General features: G+C 66.3%; 26 protein-coding genes. 19 read left to right on the top strand and 7 right to left on the bottom strand.

The features are described from left to right. Positions 1-29: 29 nt before the first annotated feature. Genes ACSX1D_RS05475 through phnE form a run of 4 tightly spaced genes read left to right on the top strand, consistent with a single transcriptional unit; the run spans position 30 to position 3272 of the window. Entirely contained in the window at positions 30-884 is an 855-nt protein-coding gene (locus tag ACSX1D_RS05475) for a putative selenate ABC transporter substrate-binding protein (RefSeq protein ID WP_439861316.1), read from the top strand. After that, on the top strand, positions 881-1684 hold the full coding sequence (locus ACSX1D_RS05470; protein ID WP_439861315.1) for a phosphonate ABC transporter ATP-binding protein: 804 nt from the start codon (positions 881-883) through the stop codon (positions 1682-1684). Before ACSX1D_RS05475 ends, ACSX1D_RS05470 begins: the two co-directional genes overlap by 4 nt. Beyond that, complete coding sequence (locus ACSX1D_RS05465; RefSeq protein ID WP_439861314.1) at positions 1678-2505, top strand: PhnE/PtxC family ABC transporter permease; 828 nt, start codon at positions 1678-1680, stop codon at positions 2503-2505. Before ACSX1D_RS05470 ends, ACSX1D_RS05465 begins: the two co-directional genes overlap by 7 nt. Further along, a complete protein-coding gene (gene phnE / locus ACSX1D_RS05460) occupies positions 2502-3272 on the top strand; it encodes a phosphonate ABC transporter, permease protein PhnE (RefSeq protein WP_439861313.1) in 771 nt (256 codons plus the stop codon). The genes ACSX1D_RS05465 and phnE overlap by 4 nt, the downstream gene beginning before the upstream one ends. A gap of 3 nt (positions 3273-3275) precedes the next feature. On the opposite strand, the gene ACSX1D_RS05455 is transcribed toward phnE, so the two are convergent. Next, complete coding sequence (locus tag ACSX1D_RS05455) at positions 3276-3644, bottom strand: DUF5064 family protein (protein WP_439861312.1); 369 nt, start codon at positions 3642-3644, stop codon at positions 3276-3278. Positions 3645-3725: 81 nt separating this feature from the next. Beyond that, positions 3726-4037 carry a DUF2288 domain-containing protein gene (locus ACSX1D_RS05450; protein WP_439861311.1) on the bottom strand — a complete coding sequence of 104 codons (312 nt, stop codon included), beginning with the start codon at positions 4035-4037 and terminating at the stop codon, positions 3726-3728. A gap of 299 nt (positions 4038-4336) precedes the next feature. On the opposite strand from ACSX1D_RS05450, the gene ACSX1D_RS05445 reads away from it, so the two are divergent. The 10 genes from ACSX1D_RS05445 to tsaA all read left to right on the top strand — a co-directional run bounded on the left by ACSX1D_RS05445 (position 4337) and on the right by tsaA (position 12951). Then, positions 4337-5464 (top strand): branched-chain amino acid ABC transporter substrate-binding protein, encoded by a 1128-nt coding sequence (locus ACSX1D_RS05445; RefSeq protein WP_208708841.1) that lies wholly within the window; start codon positions 4337-4339, stop codon positions 5462-5464. 124 nt (positions 5465-5588) lie between these two features. Further along, positions 5589-6512 (top strand): high-affinity branched-chain amino acid ABC transporter permease LivH, encoded by a 924-nt coding sequence (livH, locus tag ACSX1D_RS05440; RefSeq protein WP_439861310.1) that lies wholly within the window; start codon positions 5589-5591, stop codon positions 6510-6512. Continuing rightward, on the top strand, positions 6509-7777 hold the full coding sequence (locus ACSX1D_RS05435; RefSeq protein ID WP_439861309.1) for a high-affinity branched-chain amino acid ABC transporter permease LivM: 1269 nt from the start codon (positions 6509-6511) through the stop codon (positions 7775-7777). Before livH ends, ACSX1D_RS05435 begins: the two co-directional genes overlap by 4 nt. After that, positions 7774-8541 (top strand): high-affinity branched-chain amino acid ABC transporter ATP-binding protein LivG, encoded by a 768-nt coding sequence (gene livG / locus ACSX1D_RS05430; RefSeq protein ID WP_439861308.1) that lies wholly within the window; start codon positions 7774-7776, stop codon positions 8539-8541. The genes ACSX1D_RS05435 and livG overlap by 4 nt, the downstream gene beginning before the upstream one ends. A 3-nt stretch (positions 8542-8544) precedes the next feature. Beyond that, a complete protein-coding gene (locus ACSX1D_RS05425; RefSeq protein WP_208708837.1) occupies positions 8545-9246 on the top strand; it encodes an ABC transporter ATP-binding protein in 702 nt (233 codons plus the stop codon). Between the two features lie 105 nt (positions 9247-9351). After that, positions 9352-10062 (top strand): rRNA pseudouridine synthase, encoded by a 711-nt coding sequence (locus tag ACSX1D_RS05420; RefSeq protein ID WP_439861307.1) that lies wholly within the window; start codon positions 9352-9354, stop codon positions 10060-10062. A gap of 59 nt (positions 10063-10121) precedes the next feature. After that, on the top strand, positions 10122-10583 hold the full coding sequence (locus ACSX1D_RS05415; RefSeq protein WP_439861306.1) for a DUF1456 family protein: 462 nt from the start codon (positions 10122-10124) through the stop codon (positions 10581-10583). 165 nt (positions 10584-10748) lie between these two features. Continuing rightward, entirely contained in the window at positions 10749-11384 is a 636-nt protein-coding gene (locus tag ACSX1D_RS05410) for a DUF1326 domain-containing protein (RefSeq protein ID WP_439861305.1), read from the top strand. A 143-nt stretch (positions 11385-11527) separates the two neighbouring features. Further along, complete coding sequence (locus ACSX1D_RS05405) at positions 11528-12175, top strand: DUF2182 domain-containing protein (RefSeq protein WP_439861304.1); 648 nt, start codon at positions 11528-11530, stop codon at positions 12173-12175. Positions 12176-12240: 65 nt separating this feature from the next. Beyond that, entirely contained in the window at positions 12241-12951 is a 711-nt protein-coding gene (gene tsaA, locus ACSX1D_RS05400; protein WP_208708833.1) for a tRNA (N6-threonylcarbamoyladenosine(37)-N6)-methyltransferase TrmO, read from the top strand. A gap of 28 nt (positions 12952-12979) precedes the next feature. On the opposite strand, the gene fpr is transcribed toward tsaA, so the two are convergent. Then, complete coding sequence (gene fpr / locus ACSX1D_RS05395) at positions 12980-13759, bottom strand: ferredoxin--NADP reductase (RefSeq protein ID WP_208708832.1); 780 nt, start codon at positions 13757-13759, stop codon at positions 12980-12982. A gap of 114 nt (positions 13760-13873) precedes the next feature. On the opposite strand from fpr, the gene ACSX1D_RS05390 reads away from it, so the two are divergent. Next, on the top strand, positions 13874-14809 hold the full coding sequence (locus tag ACSX1D_RS05390) for a LysR family transcriptional regulator (RefSeq protein ID WP_439861303.1): 936 nt from the start codon (positions 13874-13876) through the stop codon (positions 14807-14809). Positions 14810-14817: 8 nt separating this feature from the next. Here the strand turns inward: ACSX1D_RS05390 and erdR are convergent, their stop codons facing one another. Then, positions 14818-15468, bottom strand: a complete 651-nt coding sequence (erdR, locus tag ACSX1D_RS05385; protein WP_439861302.1) for a response regulator transcription factor ErdR — start codon at positions 15466-15468, stop codon at positions 14818-14820. A gap of 216 nt (positions 15469-15684) precedes the next feature. Between erdR and ACSX1D_RS05380 the strand changes: the two genes are divergently transcribed. Next, a complete protein-coding gene (locus ACSX1D_RS05380) occupies positions 15685-16683 on the top strand; it encodes a DMT family transporter (protein WP_439861301.1) in 999 nt (332 codons plus the stop codon). Here the strand turns inward: ACSX1D_RS05380 and ACSX1D_RS05375 are convergent. Beyond that, positions 16598-17308 (bottom strand): tRNA-uridine aminocarboxypropyltransferase, encoded by a 711-nt coding sequence (locus tag ACSX1D_RS05375; protein ID WP_439861300.1) that lies wholly within the window; start codon positions 17306-17308, stop codon positions 16598-16600. The genes ACSX1D_RS05380 and ACSX1D_RS05375 overlap by 86 nt on opposite strands. Positions 17309-17481: 173 nt before the next feature. Between ACSX1D_RS05375 and ACSX1D_RS05370 the strand changes: the two genes are divergently transcribed. The 3 genes from ACSX1D_RS05370 (at position 17482) to ACSX1D_RS05360 (ending at position 20765) form a co-directional block, all read left to right on the top strand. Next, a complete protein-coding gene (locus ACSX1D_RS05370; RefSeq protein ID WP_439861299.1) occupies positions 17482-17883 on the top strand; it encodes a quorum-sensing-regulated virulence factor family protein in 402 nt (133 codons plus the stop codon). A gap of 266 nt (positions 17884-18149) precedes the next feature. Beyond that, entirely contained in the window at positions 18150-19553 is a 1404-nt protein-coding gene (locus ACSX1D_RS05365) for an MBL fold metallo-hydrolase RNA specificity domain-containing protein (protein WP_439861298.1), read from the top strand. A 132-nt stretch (positions 19554-19685) separates the two neighbouring features. Next, positions 19686-20765 (top strand): LOG family protein, encoded by a 1080-nt coding sequence (locus ACSX1D_RS05360; protein WP_439861297.1) that lies wholly within the window; start codon positions 19686-19688, stop codon positions 20763-20765. Between the two features lie 156 nt (positions 20766-20921). On the opposite strand, the gene recX is transcribed toward ACSX1D_RS05360, so the two are convergent. Further along, entirely contained in the window at positions 20922-21383 is a 462-nt protein-coding gene (gene recX, locus ACSX1D_RS05355; RefSeq protein ID WP_439861296.1) for a recombination regulator RecX, read from the bottom strand. A gap of 37 nt (positions 21384-21420) precedes the next feature. After that, the gene (gene recA, locus ACSX1D_RS05350; protein WP_439861295.1) at positions 21421-22464 is read right to left on the bottom strand and encodes a recombinase RecA; all 1044 of its coding nucleotides are present in this window, start codon (positions 22462-22464) and stop codon (positions 21421-21423) included. Between the last annotated feature and the right edge of the window lie 23 nt (positions 22465-22487).

Here is a 22487-nt window from a genome sequence, read left to right as displayed (position 1 = left end):
GCTTTCCCCGCTATTGAACCGGAGAACCCATGAAGCTCAAGAAATCCCTGGCGCTCGTCGCCGGCCTCGCCCTGTCCCTGTCCTGCGTCATCAGCCAAGCCGCCGAAGTACTGCGAGTCTCGGCCATCCCCGATGAGGCGCCCACCGAACTGCTGCGCAAGTTCGAGCCGCTGGGGGCCTACCTCGAGCAGCAGCTCGGCATGCCGGTCGAGTTCGTCCCGGTCACCGACTATGCCGCAGTGGTCGAAGCCCTCGCCGCCGAGCGTATCGACCTGGCCTGGCTGGGTGGTTTCACCTTCGTCCAGGCGCGCCTGAAGACCGGTGACGCGATTCCCCTGGTGCAACGCGCCGAGGACGAGAAGTTCACCAGCAAGTTCATCAGCGCCGATCCCGCCGTGCAGTCGCTGCAGGACCTCAAGGGCAAGACCTTCGCCTTCGGCTCGGTGTCCTCCACCTCCGGCAGCCTGATGCCGCGCTACTTCATGCTGCAGGACGGCATCGAGCCCGAGCAGTTCTTCAGCCGCATCGCCTACTCCGGCGCCCACGACGCCACCGCCGCCTGGGTCCAGGCCGGCAAGGCCGATGGCGGCGTGCTCAATGCCTCGGTGTGGGACAAGCTGGTCGCCGCCGGCAAGGTCGACAGCGACAAGGTCCGGGTGATCGCCACCACACCGCCCTACTTCGACTACAACTGGACCGTGCGCGGCAGCCTCGAGCCGGCCCTGCGCGACAAGCTCCAGGGTGCATTCCTCGCCCTCGACCCGGCCAACCCCGCGCACAAGGCGATCCTCGACCTGCAAGGCGCCAGCCGCTTCATCGAAACCAAGGCGGATAACTACCAAGGCATCGAGGAAGCAGCCCGCGCGGCCGGCCTGTTGCAGTGAGCCTGAGCCTGGAGGGCGTGGGCCTGGACCACGCCAACGGCCGGGTCGCGCTCAGCAATATCGACCTGCGCGTCCAGCCCGGCGAACGGCTGGCGATCATTGGCCCCTCCGGCGCGGGCAAGACCAGCCTGCTGCGCCTGCTCGCCACCGCCCTGCGGCCCAGCAGCGGGCGGCTCAGCGTGCTCGACCAGCAGCCCTGGCAGCTCAGCGCCCGCCAGCGCCAACGCCTGCGCGCGCGCATCGGCCTGATCCACCAGAGCCCGCCGCTGCCGCCACGCCAGCGCGTGGTCACCGCCGTGCTGGCCGGCAAGCTCGGCCAGTGGACGCTGGCCCGCAGCCTGCTCAGCCTGCTGCATCCGCTCGACAGCGCCGGCGCGGCCGCGGCCCTCGGCCGCCTGGACCTGGCGGAAAAGCTGTTCGAGCGCTGCGACCAGCTGTCCGGTGGCCAGCTGCAGCGCGTCGGCATCGCCCGCGCGCTGTACCAGGCGCCAGAAATCATCCTCGCCGATGAACCGGTATCGGCCATGGACCCGCTGCTCGCCGGGCACACCCTGGGGGTGCTCAACCGCGAGGCCGACAGCCGCGGCCTGACCCTGCTGGCCAGCCTGCATGCGGTGGACCTGGCCCTGGCCCACTTTCCACGGATCATCGGCCTGCGCGACGGATGCATCGCCTTCGACCTGCCGCCCAAGGCGATCCAGCCGGCGCAACTGGCCGCCCTGTACGCCAACGACCAGCTGCAGGCCGCGCCGGCCGCGACCCCAGCGCCTCAGCCGATCCCCCATATCCCGCGATGCTGACGCCGTCTCCACGCGACCCGGCCGCCCTGCCGCGCCTGGCCCTGACCCTGCTCGCCCTGCTGCTGTTGTGGCCGGGCCTGCGCCTCAGCGAGCTGGACCTGGGCGTACTGTTCGACAGCGACAACGCCGCGAACATGGGGCACTTTCTCCACGACTTCTGGCCGCCGGCCCATGATCCCGGGTTCCTCCAGTTGCTGGGCCGCGCGACCCTGGAAACCCTGGCCATTGCCACCGCCGGCATGGCCCTGGCGCTGCTGATCGCCATGCCCGGCGCGCTGCTGGCCAGTCGCGCGCTGTCGCTGTCCGCGCTGCACCGCGGCGGTCGCCCGGCCTGGTGGGCGCAGGCGCTGCGCTGGCCGGTGCGCGCCACGCTGATCGTGCTGCGCAGCGTGCCGGAGATCGTCTGGGCGCTGCTGTTCGTGCGGGCCGTCGGCCTCGGCCCCACCGCCGGCGTGCTGGCCATCGCCATCACCTACAGCGGTATGCTCGGCAAGGTCTACGCGGAGATCTTCGAATCGGTCGACCCGCGCCCTAGCCGCGCCCTGCTGCTGGCCGGCAGTCCGCGCCTGGCGGCATTCGCCTACGGCGTGCTGCCCCATGCCGCGGCGGAGATGCTCTCCTACACGGTGTACCGCTGGGAATGCGCGATCCGCGCCTCGGTGGTGATGGGCTTCGTCGGCGCCGGCGGCCTGGGCCAGCAGATCGAACTGTCGATGCGCATGTTCGCCGGCGCCGAGGTGTCCAGCATGCTGCTGACCTTCCTGGCCCTGGTGCTGCTGGCCGATCAGCTCAGCCGCCTGCTGCGGGCGCGGCTGCTGTGAAGCGCCACCTGGGCAATGGCGCCCTGCTGCTGGCGTTGCTGGCGGCGGTGGTCGCTTCCTTCCTCTACCTGGGCATCGACCTCGGCGGGCTGTTCGGCGGCGACAACCCCAAGCAGATGGCCAGCTATGCCGCGAGCTTTCTGCGCCCGGACCTGTCCGCCGGGCACCTGCGTTCGATCGGCGACGCGGCGCTGGAGACCCTGGCCATGTCCGCCATCGGTACGCTGCTGGCGGCAGTCGTCGGGCTGGCCCTGGCCTTGCCGGCCGCCGGACGCCTCGGCTGGCTGCCGCGCAATGGCGCACGCCTGCTGCTCAACGCCCTGCGTGCGGTGCCGGAGCTGGTCTGGGCGGCGCTGGTGGTGCTGGCCGCAGGCCTGGGGCCGAATGCGGGCACCCTGGCCCTGGCGCTGCACACCAGCGGCGTGCTCGGCCGGCTGTTCGCCGAGGCCCTGGAAAACACCCCGGACGCGCCAGCCGAGGCGATCCGCCTGGGCGGTGGCGGCGCGGTCGCGGCATTCTGCTACGGCACCCTGCCGGGGGTCTGGCCGCAGCTGCTGGCCTACTCGTTGTACCGCTGGGAAAACAATATCCGCATGGCCAGCGTGCTCGGTTTCGTCGGCGCCGGCGGCCTGGGCCAGATGCTCTATGTCCACCTCAGCCTGTTCCAGCAAGCCCAGGCGGCAGCGGTGATCCTGGCGATGCTGATACTGGTGCTGGGGGTCGACGCCCTCAGCGGCTGGGCGCGCCAGCGCTGGATCAGCGCCTAGCGATTACAGGCCATCCTTCTCCAGATGGTCGAGGTCGACCGGATCGCCGGTATGACTGCCGAGCTTGGCCCGGATATCGGCGAACATATGGTCGTATTCCTGATGGTCGCGCAGCAGCAGGCTGGTAGAGGCCGGCAGGCCGTGCTTGCGGGCGATACGGCTGGCGACGCTGGCGAAGTTGAAGGCGGTGTCGCGGTGCAGCTCGAACCGCTCCTCGAACTGCTTGCCGGCCACCTCGCCACGCATGCGCATGTGCAACATCGGTCCCTCGACCGAGTCCTGGCGCACCTCATAGAACAGATCGATGCTGAACGCCGGTTGATCACCGGTGGCAACCGGATTGGCGCGGTGCAAGTGGCCGGGCTGGAACATGGCGGCGCTCCTTCTGCGGATCAGCCCCGAGCATAGTAGCTCGCCGCCCGGTTTGCCCTCATCGCCGCCGACCGGGGCAGTTCAGAGCGGCTGCTCGGCACGCTCCTGGACCAGCACCCAGGGCGCCACCACCACGGCCCAGAGCTGCGGATCACGCGCCAGCAGGTCCTCGGCCAGGCTGTCGTCGACCTTGCGCAGCAGGCCTTCCTGCAGCCAGCCGGCCACCTTGCCCTGATGGTTTTCCGCCACCGCCTCGGCCACCGCGACCAGATCCTGGGCGCCCTCGACCCACAACAACGCGCCGCGGGCGAAGAAGGGCTGCAGCTCTTGCCAGGAAATGGGAGCAGTTTCTCCAAGCAACTTGGCATAGAGGGTGCTAGGTTGTTCAGTCATGGTGTGCCCTATGGTGGAAGCCGGGTTTCAGTCGGCGGCCATGATAACTTCGGGCGCCGCCCAGGCAAGCATTAAGGGCGACGCCAGAGGGCTGTCTGGGCACGCCGCATTTCTATACATTCCTTTCACTTAAGCGACGCCCTGATGTTTTGCCCCCAGCAGCCGGCTTTTCAAGGCAAGAACCGCCGCTCTACACTGCACCGGTACAGTTGCCGGGGGTACAGCCGGGGAAACAACCCGGTTCTGCAGCTTTGGCCGCCAGAACTACAACAATGAAAGACCAATAAGAGTGGAGCACTATGAACAAGGCTACTAAGCAGATTTCCAAACTGTTTGCCGCCATGGCCATGGCCGGCGTTGCCAGCTACTCGGTAGCGGCTGACACCATCAAGATCGGCATGGCTGGTCCGGTAACCGGCGCCGTTGCGCAGTACGGCGAGATGCAATTCATCGGTGCCGAAATGGCCATCGAGCAGATCAACAAGGCCGGCGGCATCAACGGCGCCAAGCTCGAAGGCGTGAAGTACGACGACGCCTGTGATCCGAAGCAGGCCGTTGCCGTAGCCAACAAGATCGTCAACGACGAAGTGAAGTTCGTGGTTGGCCACCTCTGCTCCAGCTCCACTCAGCCGGCGTCCGACATCTACGAAGACGAAGGCATCCTGATGATCACCCCGGCCTCCACCAGCCCGGACATCACCGCCCGTGGCTACGAGCTGCTGTTCCGCACCATCGGCCTGGACAGCCTGCAGGGCCCGACCGCCGGCAACTTCATTGCCGACCACGTCAAGCCGAAGAGCGTCGCGGTCATCCACGACAAGCAGCAGTACGGTGAAGGCATCGCCACCGCAGTCAAGCAGACCCTGGAAGGCAAGGGTGTCAACGTCGCCCTGTTCGAAGGCATCAACGCCGGCGACAAGGACTTCTCGGCGATGATCTCCAAGCTCAAGCAGGCCAACGTCGACTTCGTCTACTACGGCGGCTACCACCCGGAACTGGGCCTGCTGCTGCGCCAGTCGTCGGAGAAGGGCCTGAAGGCCAAGTTCATGGGGCCGGAAGGCGTGGGTAACAAGGAAATCTCCGCCATCGCCGGCGAGGCTTCCGAAGGCCTGCTGGTGACCCTGCCGAAGTCCTTCGACCAGGATCCGAAGAACCAGGCGCTGGTCGAGGCCTTCAAGGCCAAGAACCAGGACCCGACCGGTCCGTTCGTGTTCCCGGCTTATGCCGCCGTACAGGTGATCGCCGAAGGCATCGCCAAGGCCGGTGACACCGACACCGCCAAGGTGGCCGCTGCCCTGCGCGCCAACAGCTTCGACACCCCGACCGGCACCCTGGCCTTCGACGAGAAGGGCGATCTGAAAGACTTCAGCTTCGTCGTCTACGAATGGCACCAGGACGGCACCAAGTCCGAAGCCGCCACCCACTAATCCGGGGGCGTCCCGCCTGAACCCAAAGCCCACTGCAGCCGCAGTGGGTTTTGTTTATTAGAAGAATTCTGGTCTCATGCTGCGCCACAAGCGCCGCCGTGCGTGCTGACCCAGGAGTTAGGCAATGCCTGATCTTTATCACTACCTGCAACAGCTGGTTAACGGCCTCACCGTTGGCAGCACCTATGCCCTGATCGCCATCGGCTACACCATGGTCTACGGCATCATCGGCATGATCAACTTCGCCCATGGCGAGGTGTACATGATTGGCTCGTACGTAGCCTTCATCGCCATTACCCTCCTCGCCATGATGGGCCTGGACAGCCTGCCGCTGATCATGATTGCCGGCTTCGCCGCCAGCATCATCGTCTGCAGCGCCTATGGCTACAGTATCGAGCGAGTCGCCTATCGCCCGCTGCGCGGCGGCAACCGCCTGATCCCGCTGATCTCCGCGATCGGCATGTCGATCTTCCTGCAGAACCTGGTATTGCTGGCCCAGGACTCCAAGGACAAGGCGATCCCTAACCCGCTGCCGGGCAACTTCGTGTTCGGCGAAAGCACCATGAGCGGCGTGGTGATCTCCTACACCCAGGTGCTGATCTTCGTCGTCACCTTCCTGGCGATGGTCGGCCTGACCCTGTTCATCTCCCGTTCGCGCCTCGGCCGCGCCTGCCGCGCCAGTGCCGAAGACCTGAAGATGGCCAACCTGCTGGGCATCAACACCAACAACATCATCGCCCTGACCTTCGTCATCGGCGCCGCCCTGGCCGCCGTCGCCGCGGTTCTGCTGGGCATGCAGTACGGCGTGATCAACCCGCACCTGGGTTTCCTCGCCGGCATCAAGGCGTTCACCGCCGCGGTCCTCGGCGGCATCGGCAGCATCCCCGGCGCCATGCTCGGTGGTCTGGTACTGGGCGTGGCCGAAGCCTTCGGCGCCGACATCTTCGGTGACCAGTACAAGGACGTGGTGGCCTTCAGCCTGCTGGTGCTGGTCCTGCTGTTCCGCCCGACCGGTATTCTCGGCCGTCCGGAGGTTGAAAAGGTATGACTTCGATCAATCGCGGCAACCTCAAGACCGCCTTCTTCAGCGCCCTGCTGGTGATCGCCGTGGCCTATCCGGTCATCGGCCTGAAGCTGACCACCGTGGGCATCAGCCTGCAGGTGCAGGGCGCCAGCCCCGCCGTGCTCTGGACCATCGCCGCCTGCGCCATCGCCATGTTCTTCTGGCAGCTGCTGCGCGACCAGATCGGCGCCGCCTGGGCCAGCGTGCCCAGCATGCCCAAGGTCCCCGGCCAGGCCAGTGACTTCCTCACCCTGCCGAGCACCCAGCGCTGGGTCGTCCTCGCGCTGATCCTGATCGCCCTGGCCTGGCCATTCTTCGGCAGCCGCGGCGCGGTGGACATCGCCACGCTGATCCTGATCTACGTGATGCTCGGCCTCGGCCTGAACATCGTCGTGGGCCTGGCCGGCCTGCTCGACCTGGGCTATGTCGGCTTCTACGCGGTGGGTGCCTACAGCTACGCGCTGCTGTCGCACTACTACGGCCTGGGCTTCTGGGTGTGCCTGCCAATCGCCGGCCTGATGGCGGCGTTCTTCGGCTTCATCCTCGGTTTCCCGGTGCTGCGGCTGCGCGGCGACTACCTGGCCATCGTCACCCTGGGATTCGGCGAGATCATCCGCATCCTGCTGCGCAACATGACCGAGCTGACCGGCGGCCCCAACGGCATCAGCAATATCGACAAGCCGACCCTGTTCGGCCTGTCGTTCGAGCGCAAGGCCGCCGAAGGCATGCAGACCTTCCACGAATACTTCGGGGTTGCCTACAACTCGATCAACAAGGTGATCTTCCTCTACCTGATCGCCCTGCTGCTGGTGCTGCTCACCCTGTTCGTGATCAACCGCCTGCTGCGCATGCCGATCGGCCGCGCCTGGGAAGCCCTGCGCGAGGACGAAATTGCCTGCCGCGCGCTGGGCATGAACCCCACCGTGATCAAGCTGTCGGCCTTCACCCTCGGCGCGACCTTTGCCGGTTTCGCCGGCAGCTTCTTCGCCGCCCGCCAGGGTCTGGTGACCCCGGAGTCCTTCACCTTCATCGAATCGGCGATCATCCTCGCCATCGTCGTGCTGGGCGGCATGGGCTCGCAACTGGGGATCATCCTCGCCGCGGTGGTGATGATCCTGCTGCCGGAACTGGCCCGCGAGTTCAACGAGTACCGCATGCTGATGTTCGGTGCCTTGATGGTACTGATGATGATCTGGCGTCCGCAGGGCCTGCTGCCCATGCAGCGCCCGCACCTGGAGCTGAAACCATGAGCCGCCCGATTCTAGAAGTAAGCGGCCTGTCCATGCGCTTCGGCGGCCTGCTGGCCGTCAACGGGGTGGGCCTGTCAGTCAACGAGAAGCAAGTGGTGTCGATGATCGGCCCGAACGGCGCCGGCAAGACCACGGTGTTCAACTGCCTGACCGGTTTCTACCAGCCAACCAGCGGCAGCATCCGCCTCAACGGTGAGCAGATCGAGGGCCTGCCGGGCCACAAGATCGCCCACAGGGGCGTGGTGCGCACCTTCCAGAACGTTCGCCTGTTCAAGGAAATGACCGCGGTGGAGAACCTGCTGGTGGCCCAGCATCGCCACCTCAACACCAACTTCATCGCTGGCCTGCTGAAGACCCCGGCGTTCCGCAAGAGCGAGCGCCAGGCCATGGAATACGCCGCGCATTGGCTGGAGCAGGTCAACCTGACCGAATTCGCCAACCGCCCGGCCGGCACCCTGGCCTACGGCCAGCAACGGCGCCTGGAGATCGCCCGCTGCATGATGACGCGCCCGAGCATCCTCATGCTCGACGAGCCGGCCGCCGGCCTCAACCCGCGCGAGACCGACGACCTCAAGGCGCTGATCCGCATGCTGCGCGATCAGCACAACGTCACCGTGCTGCTGATCGAACACGACATGAAGCTGGTCATGAGCATTTCCGACTATATCTACGTGATCAACCAGGGCACCCCCCTGGCCGACGGCACGCCGGAGCAGGTCCGCGACAACCCGGACGTGATCAAAGCCTATCTGGGGGAGGCCTGAGCCATGCTGACTTTCGACAAGGTTTCCACCTTCTACGGCAAGATCCAGGCACTGCACGACGTCAGCGTCGAGGTCCGCCAGGGCGAGATCGTCACCCTGATCGGGGCCAACGGCGCCGGCAAATCGACCCTGCTGATGACCCTCTGCGGCAACCCGCATGCCTCCAGCGGCAGCATCCGCTACCAGGGCGAGGAACTGGTCGGCAAGGACACCCCGGAGATCATGCGCAAGAGCATCGCCATCGTCCCCGAGGGACGCCGGGTGTTCGCTCGCCTGACTGTCGAGGAAAACCTGGTGATGGGCGGCTTCTTCACCGCCAAGGGCGAGTTCCGCGAGCAGATGGACAAGGTCCTGCACCTGTTCCCACGCCTCAAGGAACGCCTCAACCAGCGCGCCGGCACCATGTCCGGCGGCGAGCAGCAGATGCTCGCCATCGGCCGCGCGCTGATGAGCATGCCCAAGATGTTGCTGCTCGACGAACCCTCCCTGGGCCTGGCGCCGATCATCATCCAGCAGATCTTCGACATCATCGAACAGCTGCGCAAGGACGGCGTGACCATCTTCCTGGTCGAACAGAACGCCAACCAGGCGCTCAAGCTGGCCGATCGCGGCTATGTGCTGGAGAACGGGCGGATCGTCATGCAAGGCAGCGGCCATGAGCTGCTGACCAACCCCAAGGTGCGCGACGCCTATCTCGGCGGCTGAAACGCCGGCGATCAGAAAACCGCTCCTCGGAGCGGTTTTTTTATCCCTGTGCCACGGCCCGTGCCAGTTACAATGGCCGCCCTCCCCTTGCCGATGACCGTTGCCATGACCGACCCCGTCCGCCTTTCCAAGCGCCTGATCGAACTGGTCGGCTGCTCGCGCCGCGAGGCCGAGCTGTATATCCAGGGCGGCTGGGTGCTGGTCGATGGCGAAGTGGTGGACGAACCGCAGTTCAAGGTGCTGGACCAGCAAGTCGAGCTGCTCCCGGACGCCGTCGCCGCACCGCTGGAGCCGGCGACCCTGCTGCTCCACGTGCCCAGCGGCCACGCCCCGGCGAGCGCCACCAGCACCCTCGGGCCGGCCAGCCACTGGCCGGATGACCCCTCCGGCATCCGCCCACTGAAGGGCCATTTCGCCCGCCTGACTCCCTGCGCTCCGCTGCAGGCTGGCGCCGACGGCCTGCACGTGCTGACCCAGGACTGGCGCGTCGAACGCAAGCTGCGGGAAGACCTGAGCAAGCTGGAGCAGGAGTACGTGGTCGAAGTCAGCGGCCAGCTCAGTCCGGCCCAGCTCAAGCGCCTGAACCACGGCCTGAGTTTCAACGGCACGCCGCTGCCACCCTGCAAGGTCAGCTGGCAGAACGAAACCCGCCTGCGCTTCGCCCTGAAGAACCCCCAGCCCGGGCAGATCGTGTTCATGTGCAACAGCGTCGACCTCAAGGTACTGGGGCTCAAGCGCATCCGCATCGGCGGCGTGCCGATGGCCAAGGTTCCAGCCGGCCAGTGGCGCTATCTGGCCGCCAAGGAACGCTTCTAGGTCCGCCTCCCCCGCCGTCCCGCCCCGGTGCGGCTCCCCTTATTTCCAGGAATCAAGCCATGCTCAATAACGATGTGCTGCGCAGCCTGCGCTACTCCCTCGACCTCAGCGACGCGCAGATGGCCGATATCATCCAGCTCAGCGGCCTGCAGGTCGCCGCAGAGCAGGTCAGCGCCGTGCTGAAGAAGGACGACGAGGACGGCTTCCAGGCCTGCGAAGACGAGCTGATGGCGCATTTTCTCGACGGCCTGGTGTACTTCAAGCGCGGCAAGGACGACAGCCGTCCGGCGCAGCCCTTCGAGCTGCCGGTGACCAACAACATGGTGCTGAAAAAGCTGCGCGTGGCCTTCGAGCTGAAGGAAGACGACATGCACGCGATCATGCAGAGCGTCGACTGCCCGGTGTCCAAGCCGGAAATGAGCGCGCTGTTCCGCAAGTCCGGCCACAGCAACTACCGCCCCTGCGGCGACCAGTTCCTGCGCAACTTCCTCCGGGGCCTGACCCTGCGCCTGCGTGGCTGAATCGCCGGCTCGGACCTTCGCCACAGAGCGCCTGGGCCGAACCGGATTCGGCCCCGCTCCCCGCGACAGCCGCTAGTCCGCCGCGCCCGCCGGGCGCCCCGCCATTGCTAACCTTCTAATTGGGGGTCACCACTTCAGGCCGCCAGCGCGGCAGGGAGGAAGGCCATGAGCATGGTTGACTGGCGCATGCAGGGCGTCGAGTTCGCTACCTGCAACTGCAACTGGGGCTGTCCCTGTCAATTCAGCGCCCTGCCCAGCCACGGCAACTGCGAGGCCGTGGTGTCGATGCGTATCGACCGGGGGCACTACAAAGACATCCAACTCGACGGCCTGTGCTGGGTCGGCACCTTCGCCTGGCCCAAGGCCATCCACGAGGGCGATGGCCGCTGCCAGCTGTTCATCGACGAACGCGCCTCTGCCGCACAACGCGAGGCATTGCTGCGGATTCTCGCCGGCGAGGACACCGAGCCCGGCGCCACGGTGTTCTCGGTGTTCGCCAGCACCCTCGGCGAGCTGTACGAGCCGCAGTTCGTCCCCATCGAGTTCAGCGTCGATGTCGATCGCCGCGAAGCCCACACCCGCATCCCCGGGGTGCTGGAAGTAACAGGTGAACCGATCCGCAACCCGGTCAGCGGCCAGGCCCAGGAAGCGCGCCTGGTACTGCCCGATGGCTTCGAGTTCACCGAGGCGCAGATGGCCAGCGGCAGCTACCAGACCCACGGCGCGATCAAGATCCAGTCGCAGCAGGGCCACGGCCACTTCGCCCGCCTGCACTTCACCGGCCAGGGGGTGGTGCGCTGAAATCGCCCGCACTTCCTGGCGCCGCCGAGCCTGCTCGGCGGCTGCCCCACTGGCCGCTGCAGCGCGACCAGTGGAGCACTGCACTGTGCCTGCTGGTACTGCTGGGGCTGGCCTGGTGGACCCTGTTGCGGATGGCCGGCAGCATGCCCGAGATGGCCATGGCCGCCATGCCGATGCCCTGGAGCGCCGCCGATGCCCTGCTGATGCTGGCGATGTGGGCGGTGATGATGGTCGGCATGATGTTACCCAGCGCCGTGCCGATGATCCTGCTGTACCAGCAGATGCTGCGCCGGCAGCTGCACTCGCCGCGCAGACAGCTGGCCCTGCTGGCGTTCTGCCTGGCCTACCTGTTGGTGTGGGGCGGCTTCGGCCTGCTCGCCACCGCCGCGCAATGGGGCCTGGATCGCCTCGCCCTGCTCAACCCGCAGATGCGCAGTGACAGCCAGTGGCTGGGCGCCAGCCTGCTGATCGGCGCCGGCGCCTACCAGTGGCTGCCGGGCAAAGCCGCCTGCCTGGCCCATTGCCGCGGACCGGTGCTGTTTCTCCTGGGGCATTGGCGTCCCGGTATCGCCGGCGGCTGGCGCATGGGCCTGGCCCACGGCCTGTATTGCCTGGGTTGCTGCTGGGCACTGATGGGCCTGCTGTTTCTTGGCGGGGTGATGAACCTGCTGTGGGCGGCCCTGATCGGCGCCTATGTGCTGCTGGAGAAAGTGCTGCCAAAAGGCCTGTGGCTCGCGCGCCTGGCCGGGCTCCTGCTGCTGGCCTGGGGCCTGCTGGTGCTGTACGCCTAGCCCGGGCTTAAGACTGGAGTCTGCAGCAGGTAAGATGGGCCTCCCCCGCCGCCGATCGCCCGCCCATGTCCTACGCCGTATCGCCCATAGGTTTCCTGCGTTCCTGCTTCAAGGAGAAGTTCGCCATCCCGCGCCAGCCGCAACTGGCGCCGGCGGCCCGCGGCGTCCTGGAGCTGCTTGCGCCCTTCGACCAGGGCGAGGCCGTGCAGGGGCTGGAGCAGGTCAGCCATGTCTGGCTGCTGTTTCTCTTCCACCAGACCCTGGAGGACAAGCCGCGCCTGAAGGTGCGGCCGCCGCGCCTCGGCGGCAACCAGTCGCTCGGCGTGTTCGCCAGCCGCGCCACCCACAGGCCCAACGGCATCGGCCAGTCGGTGGTCAGGCTGGACAGGGTCGAGCCGGGGCGCCTCTGGCTTTCCGGCATCGACCTGCTCGACGGCACGCCGGTGCTGGATATCAAGCCCTACGTGCCCTATGCCGATTGCGTGACGGACGCGACAAACGCCATCGCCGACAGCGCGCCACAGCCGATTGCGGTGGATTGGCAGGAGCAGGCCCTGGCCCAGGCCCGCCAGCACGCCCTGCGTCTGGACGAGCCCCTGGTCGAACTGATCGAGCAATGCCTGGCCCAGGACCCGCGCCCGGCCTATCAGCAACCACAACCGGAGCGCCGCTACGGCGCCGGTTTCTGGGATGTGGACGTACGCTGGCACTACCCGCAACCCGGGCAGATTCGCGTGCTCGAGGTGGTGCCGAGCGCCACGAAAAAGCCCGCCTGAAGGCGGGCTCTGGCGCAGACCGTGCAGATCACTTCTCGACGAAGGCGCGCTCGATCAGGTAGTCGCCCGGCTCGCCCAGGCGCGGCGAGATCTTCAGGCCGAAGCCATCCAGCACCGCGCTGGTCTCGTCGAGCATGCTCGGGCTGCCGCAGATCATCGCGCGGTCGTCCTGCGGATTGATCGGGGGCAGGCCGATATCGCGGAACAGCTTGCCGCTGCGCATCAGGTCGGTCAGGCGGCCCTGGTTCTCGAATTCTTCGCGGGTCACGGTCGGGTAGTAGATCAGCTTGCTCTTGAGCGACTCGCCGAAGTACTCGTTCTGCGGCAGGTGCTCGGTGATGAACTCGCGGTAGGCGACCTCATTGACGTAGCGCACGCCGTGCACCAGCACCACCTTCTCGTAACGCTCGTAGGTTTCCGGGTCCTGGATCACGCTCATGAAGGGGGCCAGACCGGTGCCGGTGCTGAGCAGGTAGAGGTGCTTGCCCGGCAGCAGGTCGTCGAGCAGCAGCGTGCCGGTGGGCTTGCGGCTGACCATCAGCTCGTCGCCCGGCTTGAGGTGCTGCAGCTTGGAGGTCAGCGGGCCGTCCGGCACCTTGATGCTGAAGAACTCCAGATGGTCCTCGTAGTTGGGGCTGGCGATCGAGTAGGCGCGCATCAGCGGGCGACCGTTGTCCTGCTGCAGGCCGATCATCACGAACTGACCGTTCTCGAATCGCAGGCCCGCACTGCGGGTGGTCTTGAAACTGAACAGGGTGTCGTTCCAGTGGTGGACGCTGAGCACACGCTCGACGTTCAGATTGCTCATGCTGGCTTCCTCGAAGGCTCAGATACCCGATGCGGGTGATTGCGCGGCATTCTAGGCGGGCGCAGAATATCTGTTAAGTGGATAATTTTGATATGGCTTATCGGTTATATAGATATGCGATTTACGCTTAGACAGCTTCATGTGTTCGTCATCGCCGCCCAACAGGAAAGCGTGTCACGCGCGGCCGAGGCCCTGGCCCTGTCGCAATCGGCCACCAGCACCTCGCTGAGCGAGCTGGAACGGCAGTCCGGTTGCCAGCTGTTCGACCGTTCCGGCAAGCGCCTGCGCCTCAATGCACTGGGTCGCCAGCTGCTGCCCGAGGCCGTGGCCCTGCTCGACCAGGCCAAGGAGATCGAACGCCTGCTCGCCGGCAAGAGTGGCTTCGGCTCGCTGGATGTCGGCGCCACCCTGACCGTGGGCAATTACCTGGCGACCCTGCTGATCGGCACCTTTATGCAGCGCCACCCGGAATGCCGGGTGAGGCTGCAGGTGCACAACACCGCCCACGTGGTCCAGCAGATCGCCCATTACGAGCTGGACCTGGGGCTGATCGAGGGCGACTGCCAGCATCCGGATATCGAGGTGCAGCCCTGGGTGGAGGACGAGCTGGTGGTGTTCTGCGCCCCCCAGCATCCCCTGGCGCAACGCCGCGAGGCGAGCCTGGAGGAGTTGACCCGGGAGGCCTGGATTCTCCGCGAGCAGGGCTCCGGCACGCGCCTGACCTTCGACCAGGCCATGCGTCACCATCCGGCCTCGCTGAATATCCGCCTGGAACTGGAGCATACCGAGGCGATCAAGCGCGCCGTGGAGTCGGGCCTGGGCATCGGCTGCATCTCGCGCTTGGCCCTGCGCGACGCCTTCCGCCGCGGCAGCCTGGTGGCGGTGGAAACGCCGACCCTGGATCTGCGCCGGCAGTTCTACTTCATCTGGCACAAACAGAAGTACCAGACCGCCGCCATGCGCGAGTTCCTCGTCCAGTGCCGGGCGCTGACCGCCGGGGTCAGGCGCAGCCACGAGATCGTCCTGCCGAATCTGGTCGAGTCGGCTTGAGGCGCGGCTCAGCCGCTGGGAATCGACTCCAGCTGCTGCAGCAGCAACGCCGCCTGGGTACGGGTGCGCACCCCGAGCTTGCGGAAGATCGCCGTGACGTGGGCCTTGACGGTCGCCTCCGAGACGCTCAGTTCATAGGCGATCTGCTTGTTCAGCAGCCCTTCGCAGACCATGGTCAGCACGCGGAACTGCTGTGGGGTCAGGCTGGCCAGACCGGCGCTGGCGGCCTTGGCCTCGGCCGACAGCGCCGCCGCTTCCTCGGTCTGCGGCGGCCACCAGGCGTCGCCGTCGAGCACCTGGCGCACCGCCTGCTGGATGGTTTCCAGGGCACTCGACTTGGGAATGAAGCCACTGGCGCCGAATTCACGGGAACGGGCCACCACGGCCGCATCCTCCTGGGCCGAGATCATCACCACGGGAACTTGCGGGTACTGCCCACGCAGCAGCACCAGACCGGAGAAGCCATAGGCACCCGGCATGTTGAGATCGAGCAGCACCAGGTCCCAGTCCGCCTTGCTCGCCAGCGCGCCTTCCAGCTCGGCGATGCTGGCGGCCTCCACCAGGCGCACGTTTGGCCCCAGCCCCAGGGTCAATGCCTGCTGCAGGGCGCTGCGAAACAGCGGATGATCGTCGGCAATCAGGATTTCATAGGCAGCCATCGGCAGATCCTGTTTTTGTTATGTTAGAGGCCACGACGGGCCGATCCCGGGCGTTCCAGGCAGTGCCCATGACAAGCCTAGGTCAGCTCGCCGGGCCGCGCTGTCAGCGCCCTACTGCGCGCCTGAAGCGGCGCCCAGCATGCCGAGCGCGACGGGGGTGGTCAAGCGCCATGCTTTGCGGCACAGTCTGCGTCTTTGCCCAACTAGGATTGCTCCATGCGAAAGGAAGCCCTGCGCGCCGACCTGTTAATGCTCCTGACGGCCATGATCTGGGGCTCGGCCTTCGTGGCCCAACGCCTGGGCATGGACTCGATCGGCCCGTTTCTCTACAGCGGCCTGCGCTTCGCCCTGGCGGCGCTGATCCTGCTGCCGCTGCTGCCCATTCTGCAGCGCCTCTCCCCCGACGCGCCGACGCCGCCGGTGAATCGCCCGCTGCTGCTTGGCGGCGTGCTGATGGGCCTGGCCCTGGCGCTGGGGATCAACCTGCAGCAGGTCGGCCTGCTGTTCACCAGTGTGACCAACTCCGGTTTCATCACCGGCCTGTATGTGATCATCGTGCCGCTGCTCGGCCTGCTGATCGGCCACAAGACCGGCCTCGGCATCTGGCTGGGCGCCTGCCTGGCGGTGGTCGGCATGTTCCTGCTGAGCGTCGGCGAAGGTTTCCAGGTGGCCTCCGGCGACTGGCTGCAGCTGGCCGGGGCCTTCGTCTGGGGCGTGCATGTGCTGCTGGTGGGCTATTTCGCCGGGCGCCACGACCCGCTGCGCCTGGCCGTCGTGCAGTTCATCACCTGTGCGCTGATCAGCCTGCTGCTGGCCGTGCTGCTGGAGGAGATCCGCCTGGAGGCAATCCTCGCCGCCGGTCCGGCGATTCTCTACGGCGGGGTGTTCGGCGTGGCGATCGGCTTCACCCTGCAGGTGGTGGCGCAGAAGCATGCAATCGCCTCCCATGCGGCGATCATCCTCTCGCTGGAGGCGGTGTTCGCCGCCATCGCCGGCGCGCTACTGCTCGGCGAGTCGCTGGAAATGCGTGGCTACTTCGGCTGTGCGCTGATGTTCGGCGGCATGCTGCTGGCCCAGCTGTGGCCGCGCAAACTGCCGCCGCTGGTGGTTCCAGTGGCGCCCGCGGCGATCACAGAAACGCCCGCAAGCGCTGGTGCAGCGGATCATCCGGATCGATCGCGCGCTGCCCTTTCGCCGCCAGGTAGTGCTGGCTGAACACATCCAGATAGGCCCCCAGCGCATCGCCAGCGCGCTGGTCGCCGGCCAGCTCCAGGCAGAGCGCGGCGACCTCGGCGGTGCACAGGTGATCGCCGCGGGTGGAGCGACGCAGGCGATAGCGCGACAACTGCTCCGGCTTGAAGCTGAGCACCGGCAGATGATCCAGGTAGGGGCTCTTGCGGAACATCTTGCGCGCCTCGGTCCAGGTCGCATCGAGCAGGACGAACAGCGGACGCTTGCCCGGTGCCACCTCGACCTCGCTGACCACCCGCTCGGGCGCGGCATACTCGCCGGGAAACACCAGGTAGGGTTGCCATTGCGGATCGCTGAGCAAGGCCGGCAGGCTCGGATCGACCTCGGTGCGCAGCCAGCCGAAGGCCGAGGTGTCGGCCACCACATCGGCGATCAGCCAGCCGGTGTTGCTCGGCTTCAGCGCCTCGACGTCGTGCATCAGCAGGCACACCGCCGACTCCGCCTCGACCCGCGGCCGCCAGGCGCACAGGCAGTGGCTCGCGGCCAGCCGGCAGCTCGGGCAGCGGATGGTTTTGGAACCCCGCGCGACGAAGGGTTTGACGCTGCGCGCCAGGCGTGCGGCGCGTAGACGGGCAACGGCGTGGCTCATTTGGGCCGCGCCTGGGGGACAAGATGAAGACGGCATGCTTGATCCTGGGTCGACAGGCGCGGCAGTCTAACAAAGCCGCCGTGCTACGGCGTGCCGACACGACTGAAGGCGCGGCGGCTGAACCTCCTGCGCCGCCTGCAGGTCCAACGCTCTCACCCCTACCGGAGCCCCCCATGCTGCGCGCCACCGCCCTGATCATCGCCCTGAGCCTGCCGCTCGGCGCCCAAGCCGCCTCGCTCAAGGACCATGAGCTGACCAAGATGCTGGAACAGGTCGCCCGCCAGAGCAGCCAGGGCACGCCACGGGCCATCAACGCCGACATCCTAGACCGTGGTTACACGGTCGAGGGCAACGAACTGATCAACCACCTCAGCGTGCGCGCCGGCCATGCCGCCCAGATGCGCGGCAATCCCGACACGGTGCGGGCGCAGCTGGCCGACAGCGTATGCCGCAATGCCGGCTTCCGTCGCTTGCTGGCCCAGGGGGCAGTGCTGCGCTACCAGTTCAGCGAGTACCAGAGCAACCGCCCGGTTACCAGCGAACGTTTCGCCAAGGCCGACTGCGGCATGCCTTGAGCGCGCTACAGCACCAACCGCCAAGGCAGATAAGCCGTATCAACGGATGAGCGGCAGTGCAGCGGCGCCGGCTGCAACGGCTATCCGACTAGGCTAAAGACGAGAGGGGCTCGTCGCGAACCGCCTACCGACTGCCAGCCGGCAGCGGCCCATTCAGGCTCGCCACGAGGCCGATGCAGGGCCGTGCTGACCTGGGTCAAGTCCACCCGACTCGCCTTGGTGCAGCCTGTGGCCATGCCCATCCCGCACTGCCAAGGAACTCACCCATGGCGCTACTCAACTTCTACGGGGCCATTCAGCAGGTCACCGGCTCCTGCTACCTGGTCGAAAGCCGCGATGGCGCGCGGGTCCTCCTCGAATGCGGCATGCACCAGGGCCGCCGCCAGGAGGAAGATCGCAACCACGCGCCCTTCCCCTTCGATCCCGGCAGCCTGGACGCGGTGGTGATCTCCCATGCCCACCTCGATCACACCGGCCTGCTGCCGCGCCTGGTCGCCTCCGGCTACCGTGGCCCGATCTTCGCTACCGAGGCCTGCTGCGAGCTGATGGAACTGATGCTGCTGGACTCGGCGCATATTCAGGAGAAGGACGCCGAATGGGAGAGCAAGTGGCGGGTGCGCCAGGGCAAGCCGCCGGTCAAACCGCTGTACACCACCAAGGACACCGAGAAGACCCTGGCGCTGCGCCAGCCACTGCCCTACGGCAGGCCCCATGAAGTGGCCAAGGGCGTGCAGGTCACCTATCACGATGCCGGTCACATCCTCGGCTCGGCGATCGTCGAACTCGAAGTGCAGGACCATCACCTGACCCGCCGCCTGGTGTTCTCCGGCGACCTGGGCAATACCTGCTCGCCGCTGATGTGCGATCCGGCCACGCTGGAGCGCGCCGATGTGGTGCTGCTGGAATCCACCTACGGCGATCGTGACCACCGCAACAACCGGGAAACCCTCGACGAGCTGGCGCAGATCCTCCAGCAGGCCCATCGCGACGGCGGCAACGTGCTGATTCCGTCCTTCGCCGTCGGCCGCACCCAGGACCTGATCTACTACCTCGGGCGCTTCTATCAGGAGGGTCGCCTGCCGCAGCAGGCGGTGTTCCTCGACAGCCCCATGGCCATTCGCGCCAACGCCATCTACGCGCGCTATCACGAGCAGTTCGACCTGAGCAACCAGGCGGAGATCAAGGCCAAGGGGGTCAGGCGCGTCGAGGACTGGCTGCCGATCCTGCGCTGCACGCCGTCACCGGAAGAGTCCATGGCGATCAACCGAATCAAGAGCGGCGCGATCATCATCGCCGGCAGCGGCATGTGCAACGGCGGACGCATCGTCCACCATTTCAAGCACAACCTCTGGCGCAGCGATTGCCACCTGGTGTTTCCGGGTTTCCAGGCGCGGGGCACAACCGGCCGGGCGATCGTCGACGGCGCGGAAACGGTGAAGGTGCTGCACCAGCGCATCGCAGTGAAGGCCAAGATACACACCCTCGGCGGCTTCTCCGCCCATGCCGGGCAATCGCAACTGCTCGACTGGGTCAGCCACTTCGAGCACCACCCGGAGCTGTATCTGGTGCACGGCGAACTGGAGAAGATGAAAGTCCTGCAACAGGTGCTGCGCGAGCGCCTGCACTGGATCGCCAACATCCCCGAACCCGGCGAACAGATCGCCCTGTAGCTCCACATGCGGCGCCCTCATGGCTCGGTCTCCAGCCGCAGAAACGTCGCGACCCAGCCATACTCCTGTACAGGGCTGGGCATTTCAGGGAGTCGAAACGATCCGGTCCGCATTAGAAAAAGGAGAAATTCCATGCCTGACGAATCGGACGACTACCTGTCTCGGCATTTCCAGACCGCCGGCATCGACCTCACTGGCAAGGTGGAGGAGCTCACCTCACTGGCCGTCCCCCCGGACAGCCCCAACCTGTCGCTGTATCGGGAAATGTTCATCACCGTGGTTCGCATGGCCCAGGCCGACCGCAATCGCTGGGACGCCAAGATCATGCTGCAGACCCTGCGGGAAATGGAGCACGCCTTTAGCACCCTTGAACAGTTCAAGCGGCGGCGCAAGGTCACGGTGTTCGGCTCGGCGCGCACCCCGGTTGACCATCCGGTCTACCGGCTGGCCCGGGAACTGGGCGCCACCCTGGCGCGTTACGACCTGATGGTGGTGACCGGCGCCGGTGGCGGGATCATGGCCGCTGCCCATGAGGGTGCCGGTCTGGAGAACAGCCTGGGCTTCAACATCACCCTGCCCTTCGAGCAAGGCGCCAACGCCACCGTTGAGGGCAGCGGACACTTGCTGTCGTTCCACTTCTTCTTTCTGCGCAAGCTGTTCTTCGTCAAGGAAGCCGACGCCCTGGTGCTTTGTCCGGGGGGCTTCGGCACCCTGGACGAGGCCCTGGAAGTGCTGACTTTGATTCAGACCGGCAAGAGCCCGATAGTGCCGGTGGTACTGCTGGACCAGCCGGGCGGCAGCTACTGGGAGGAGCACCTGGCCTTTATCAAGAAGCAGCTGCTCGGCCACGGCTACATCCTGCCCAGCGACCTGCAACTGATACGCCTGGTGCACAGCGCCGAGGAGGCAGCCGAGGAGATTGCCCGGTTTTACAGCAACTTCCATTCCAGCCGCTGGCTGAAGGGCCTGTTCGTCATCCGCCTCAACCACCCTCTCAGCGATGCGGCCATGCAACAGGTCAATCACGACTTTAAGGACCTGTGCAAGAAGGGCGCATTCCAACAGCAACCGCCGTCCGATCTGGAGCAGGACGAGCCGGAGCTCTGCCACCTGACGCGTCTGGCCTTCGCCTTCAACGGCCGCGACCACGGGCGCCTGCGCGAGCTGTTGAACTTCATCAACCTGCCACAGAACCGGGCGAATAACGCCTAAGCCAGTCGCGCATTGATCGACCGTTCGCCAACGGCCGGTCCTTGGCGTCGAATCGCCATGAGCCTGAAGCGCCAGGGATATGCGTGCCGAGCCGCTCAGTCGCCAGTGCAGTAGCGGGGGATCAGGAAGAGGACAGGGTAGCGGGCGCCTGCCGGCTCAGTCGTCGATGCCGCGCAGCAGGCGGCCGATCAACTCGAGGGGAAAACCGCGGTAGCTGAGAAAGCGCCCTTGCTGAGCGCGCTCGCGGGCGTCCTCAGGCAGTTTGCCGGCATACTTGCGTTGCCAGGCCGCGCGTAGCTGCTCGGCCCAGTCGATACCGCTGTCACGCAGTGCCTGCTCGACCTCGGCCCGGGCCAGCCCACGCTGGGTGAGCTCTTCGCGAATGCGCTGCGGTCCGTAGCCGGAGCGCGCGCGATGGCTGATGAAGCTCTCCAGATAGCGCGCCTCGGACAGCAGGCCCTCCTCCGCCAGGCGATTCAGGGCCGCCTCGATCAGCTCGGCGCTGGCGCCGCGCTGACGCAGCTTGCGCGTCAGCTCGACCCGACCATGCTCGCGGCGCGCCAGCAGATCCATGGCCGTGCGGCGCACCGCCAGCGGATTATCGAGGACCACGGGCATGCGCTAAGCCCCTGCCGTACGCTCGCCGCCCCCGGACTCAGGCGTCGAGTTCGGCGCCAGCCAGCTCGTCGGCAGTGCCCTTGGCCGGCACGCTGGACACCAGCAGCTTCTCGCGGATCAGGCCTTCGATGGTGCGCGCCACTTCCGGGTTGTCTTCCAGGTACTTGGCCGAGTTGGCCTTGCCCTGACCGATCTTACTGCCTTGGTAGCTGTACCAGGCACCGGACTTCTCCAGCAGGCCGAGTTGCACGCCCAGGTCGATGATCTCGCCGTTACGGTAGATGCCCTTGCCATAGAGGATCTGGAACTCCGCCTGACGGAAAGGCGGCGCCACCTTGTTCTTCACGACCTTGACCCGGGTCTCGCTGCCGACCACCTCGTCGCCTTCCTTCACCGCGCCGGTGCGACGGATATCCAGGCGCACCGATGCGTAGAACTTCAGGGCGTTACCGCCGGTGGTGGTCTCCGGGCTGCCGAACATCACACCGATCTTCATGCGGATCTGGTTGATGAAGATCACCAGGCAGTTGGCGTTCTTGATGTTGCCGGTGATCTTGCGCAGCGCTTGGGACATCAGGCGGGCCTGCAGGCCGACATGCATGTCACCCATCTCGCCTTCGATTTCCGCCTTGGGCACCAGGGCCGCCACGGAGTCGACAATGATCACGTCGATGGCGTTGGAACGCACCAGCATGTCGGTGATCTCCAGGGCCTGCTCACCGGTGTCCGGCTGCGAGACCAGCAGGTCGTCGACGTTGACCCCCAGCTTGCCGGCGTAGTCCGGGTCCAGCGCGTGCTCGGCATCGACGAAGGCGCAAGTGGCACCGAGCTTCTGCGCTTCGGCGATCACCGACAGGGTCAGGGTGGTCTTGCCCGAGGACTCAGGGCCATAGATCTCGACGATACGCCCCTTGGGCAAACCGCCGATGCCCAGGGCGATGTCCAGGCCGAGCGAGCCGGTGGAGATGGCCGGAATCGCCTGGCGCTCGTGGTCGCCCATGCGCATCACCGCGCCCTTGCCGAATTGCTTTTCGATCTGGCCCAGGGCAGCCGCCAAGGCGCGCTTCTTATTCTCGTCCATTGAAGTCCTCACGTGATCAAGAG

It is taken from the genome of Pseudomonas sp. MBLB4136 (assembly GCF_051904765.1).
Taxonomy (GTDB): Bacteria; Pseudomonadota; Gammaproteobacteria; order Pseudomonadales; family Pseudomonadaceae; genus Aquipseudomonas.
Note: the sequence above shows the minus strand (reverse complement) of the source record. Positions and strands in the feature narration are given on the sequence as shown.

Coding starts and splice junctions, on each gene's coding strand:
- ACSX1D_RS05445 (WP_208708841.1), top strand. CDS start 4,337: ATGAACAAGGCTACTAAGCAGATTTCCAAACTGTTTGCCGCCATGGCC.
- ACSX1D_RS05450 (WP_439861311.1), bottom strand. CDS start 4,037: ATGACTGAACAACCTAGCACCCTCTATGCCAAGTTGCTTGGAGAAACT.
- livG (WP_439861308.1), top strand. CDS start 7,774: ATGAGCCGCCCGATTCTAGAAGTAAGCGGCCTGTCCATGCGCTTCGGC.
- ACSX1D_RS05375 (WP_439861300.1), bottom strand. CDS start 17,308: ATGAGCCACGCCGTTGCCCGTCTACGCGCCGCACGCCTGGCGCGCAGC.
- erdR (WP_439861302.1), bottom strand. CDS start 15,468: ATGGCTGCCTATGAAATCCTGATTGCCGACGATCATCCGCTGTTTCGC.
- ACSX1D_RS05360 (WP_439861297.1), top strand. CDS start 19,686: ATGCCTGACGAATCGGACGACTACCTGTCTCGGCATTTCCAGACCGCC.
- ACSX1D_RS05365 (WP_439861298.1), top strand. CDS start 18,150: ATGGCGCTACTCAACTTCTACGGGGCCATTCAGCAGGTCACCGGCTCC.
- ACSX1D_RS05405 (WP_439861304.1), top strand. CDS start 11,528: ATGCCCGAGATGGCCATGGCCGCCATGCCGATGCCCTGGAGCGCCGCC.
- ACSX1D_RS05425 (WP_208708837.1), top strand. CDS start 8,545: ATGCTGACTTTCGACAAGGTTTCCACCTTCTACGGCAAGATCCAGGCA.
- ACSX1D_RS05380 (WP_439861301.1), top strand. CDS start 15,685: ATGCGAAAGGAAGCCCTGCGCGCCGACCTGTTAATGCTCCTGACGGCC.
- ACSX1D_RS05370 (WP_439861299.1), top strand. CDS start 17,482: ATGCTGCGCGCCACCGCCCTGATCATCGCCCTGAGCCTGCCGCTCGGC.
- ACSX1D_RS05415 (WP_439861306.1), top strand. CDS start 10,122: ATGCTCAATAACGATGTGCTGCGCAGCCTGCGCTACTCCCTCGACCTC.
- ACSX1D_RS05410 (WP_439861305.1), top strand. CDS start 10,749: ATGAGCATGGTTGACTGGCGCATGCAGGGCGTCGAGTTCGCTACCTGC.
- fpr (WP_208708832.1), bottom strand. CDS start 13,759: ATGAGCAATCTGAACGTCGAGCGTGTGCTCAGCGTCCACCACTGGAAC.
- tsaA (WP_208708833.1), top strand. CDS start 12,241: ATGTCCTACGCCGTATCGCCCATAGGTTTCCTGCGTTCCTGCTTCAAG.
- livH (WP_439861310.1), top strand. CDS start 5,589: ATGCCTGATCTTTATCACTACCTGCAACAGCTGGTTAACGGCCTCACC.
- ACSX1D_RS05390 (WP_439861303.1), top strand. CDS start 13,874: ATGCGATTTACGCTTAGACAGCTTCATGTGTTCGTCATCGCCGCCCAA.
- ACSX1D_RS05420 (WP_439861307.1), top strand. CDS start 9,352: ATGACCGACCCCGTCCGCCTTTCCAAGCGCCTGATCGAACTGGTCGGC.
- ACSX1D_RS05475 (WP_439861316.1), top strand. CDS start 30: ATGAAGCTCAAGAAATCCCTGGCGCTCGTCGCCGGCCTCGCCCTGTCC.
- ACSX1D_RS05435 (WP_439861309.1), top strand. CDS start 6,509: ATGACTTCGATCAATCGCGGCAACCTCAAGACCGCCTTCTTCAGCGCC.
- ACSX1D_RS05465 (WP_439861314.1), top strand. CDS start 1,678: ATGCTGACGCCGTCTCCACGCGACCCGGCCGCCCTGCCGCGCCTGGCC.
- recA (WP_439861295.1), bottom strand. CDS start 22,464: ATGGACGAGAATAAGAAGCGCGCCTTGGCGGCTGCCCTGGGCCAGATC.
- ACSX1D_RS05455 (WP_439861312.1), bottom strand. CDS start 3,644: ATGTTCCAGCCCGGCCACTTGCACCGCGCCAATCCGGTTGCCACCGGT.
- recX (WP_439861296.1), bottom strand. CDS start 21,383: ATGCCCGTGGTCCTCGATAATCCGCTGGCGGTGCGCCGCACGGCCATG.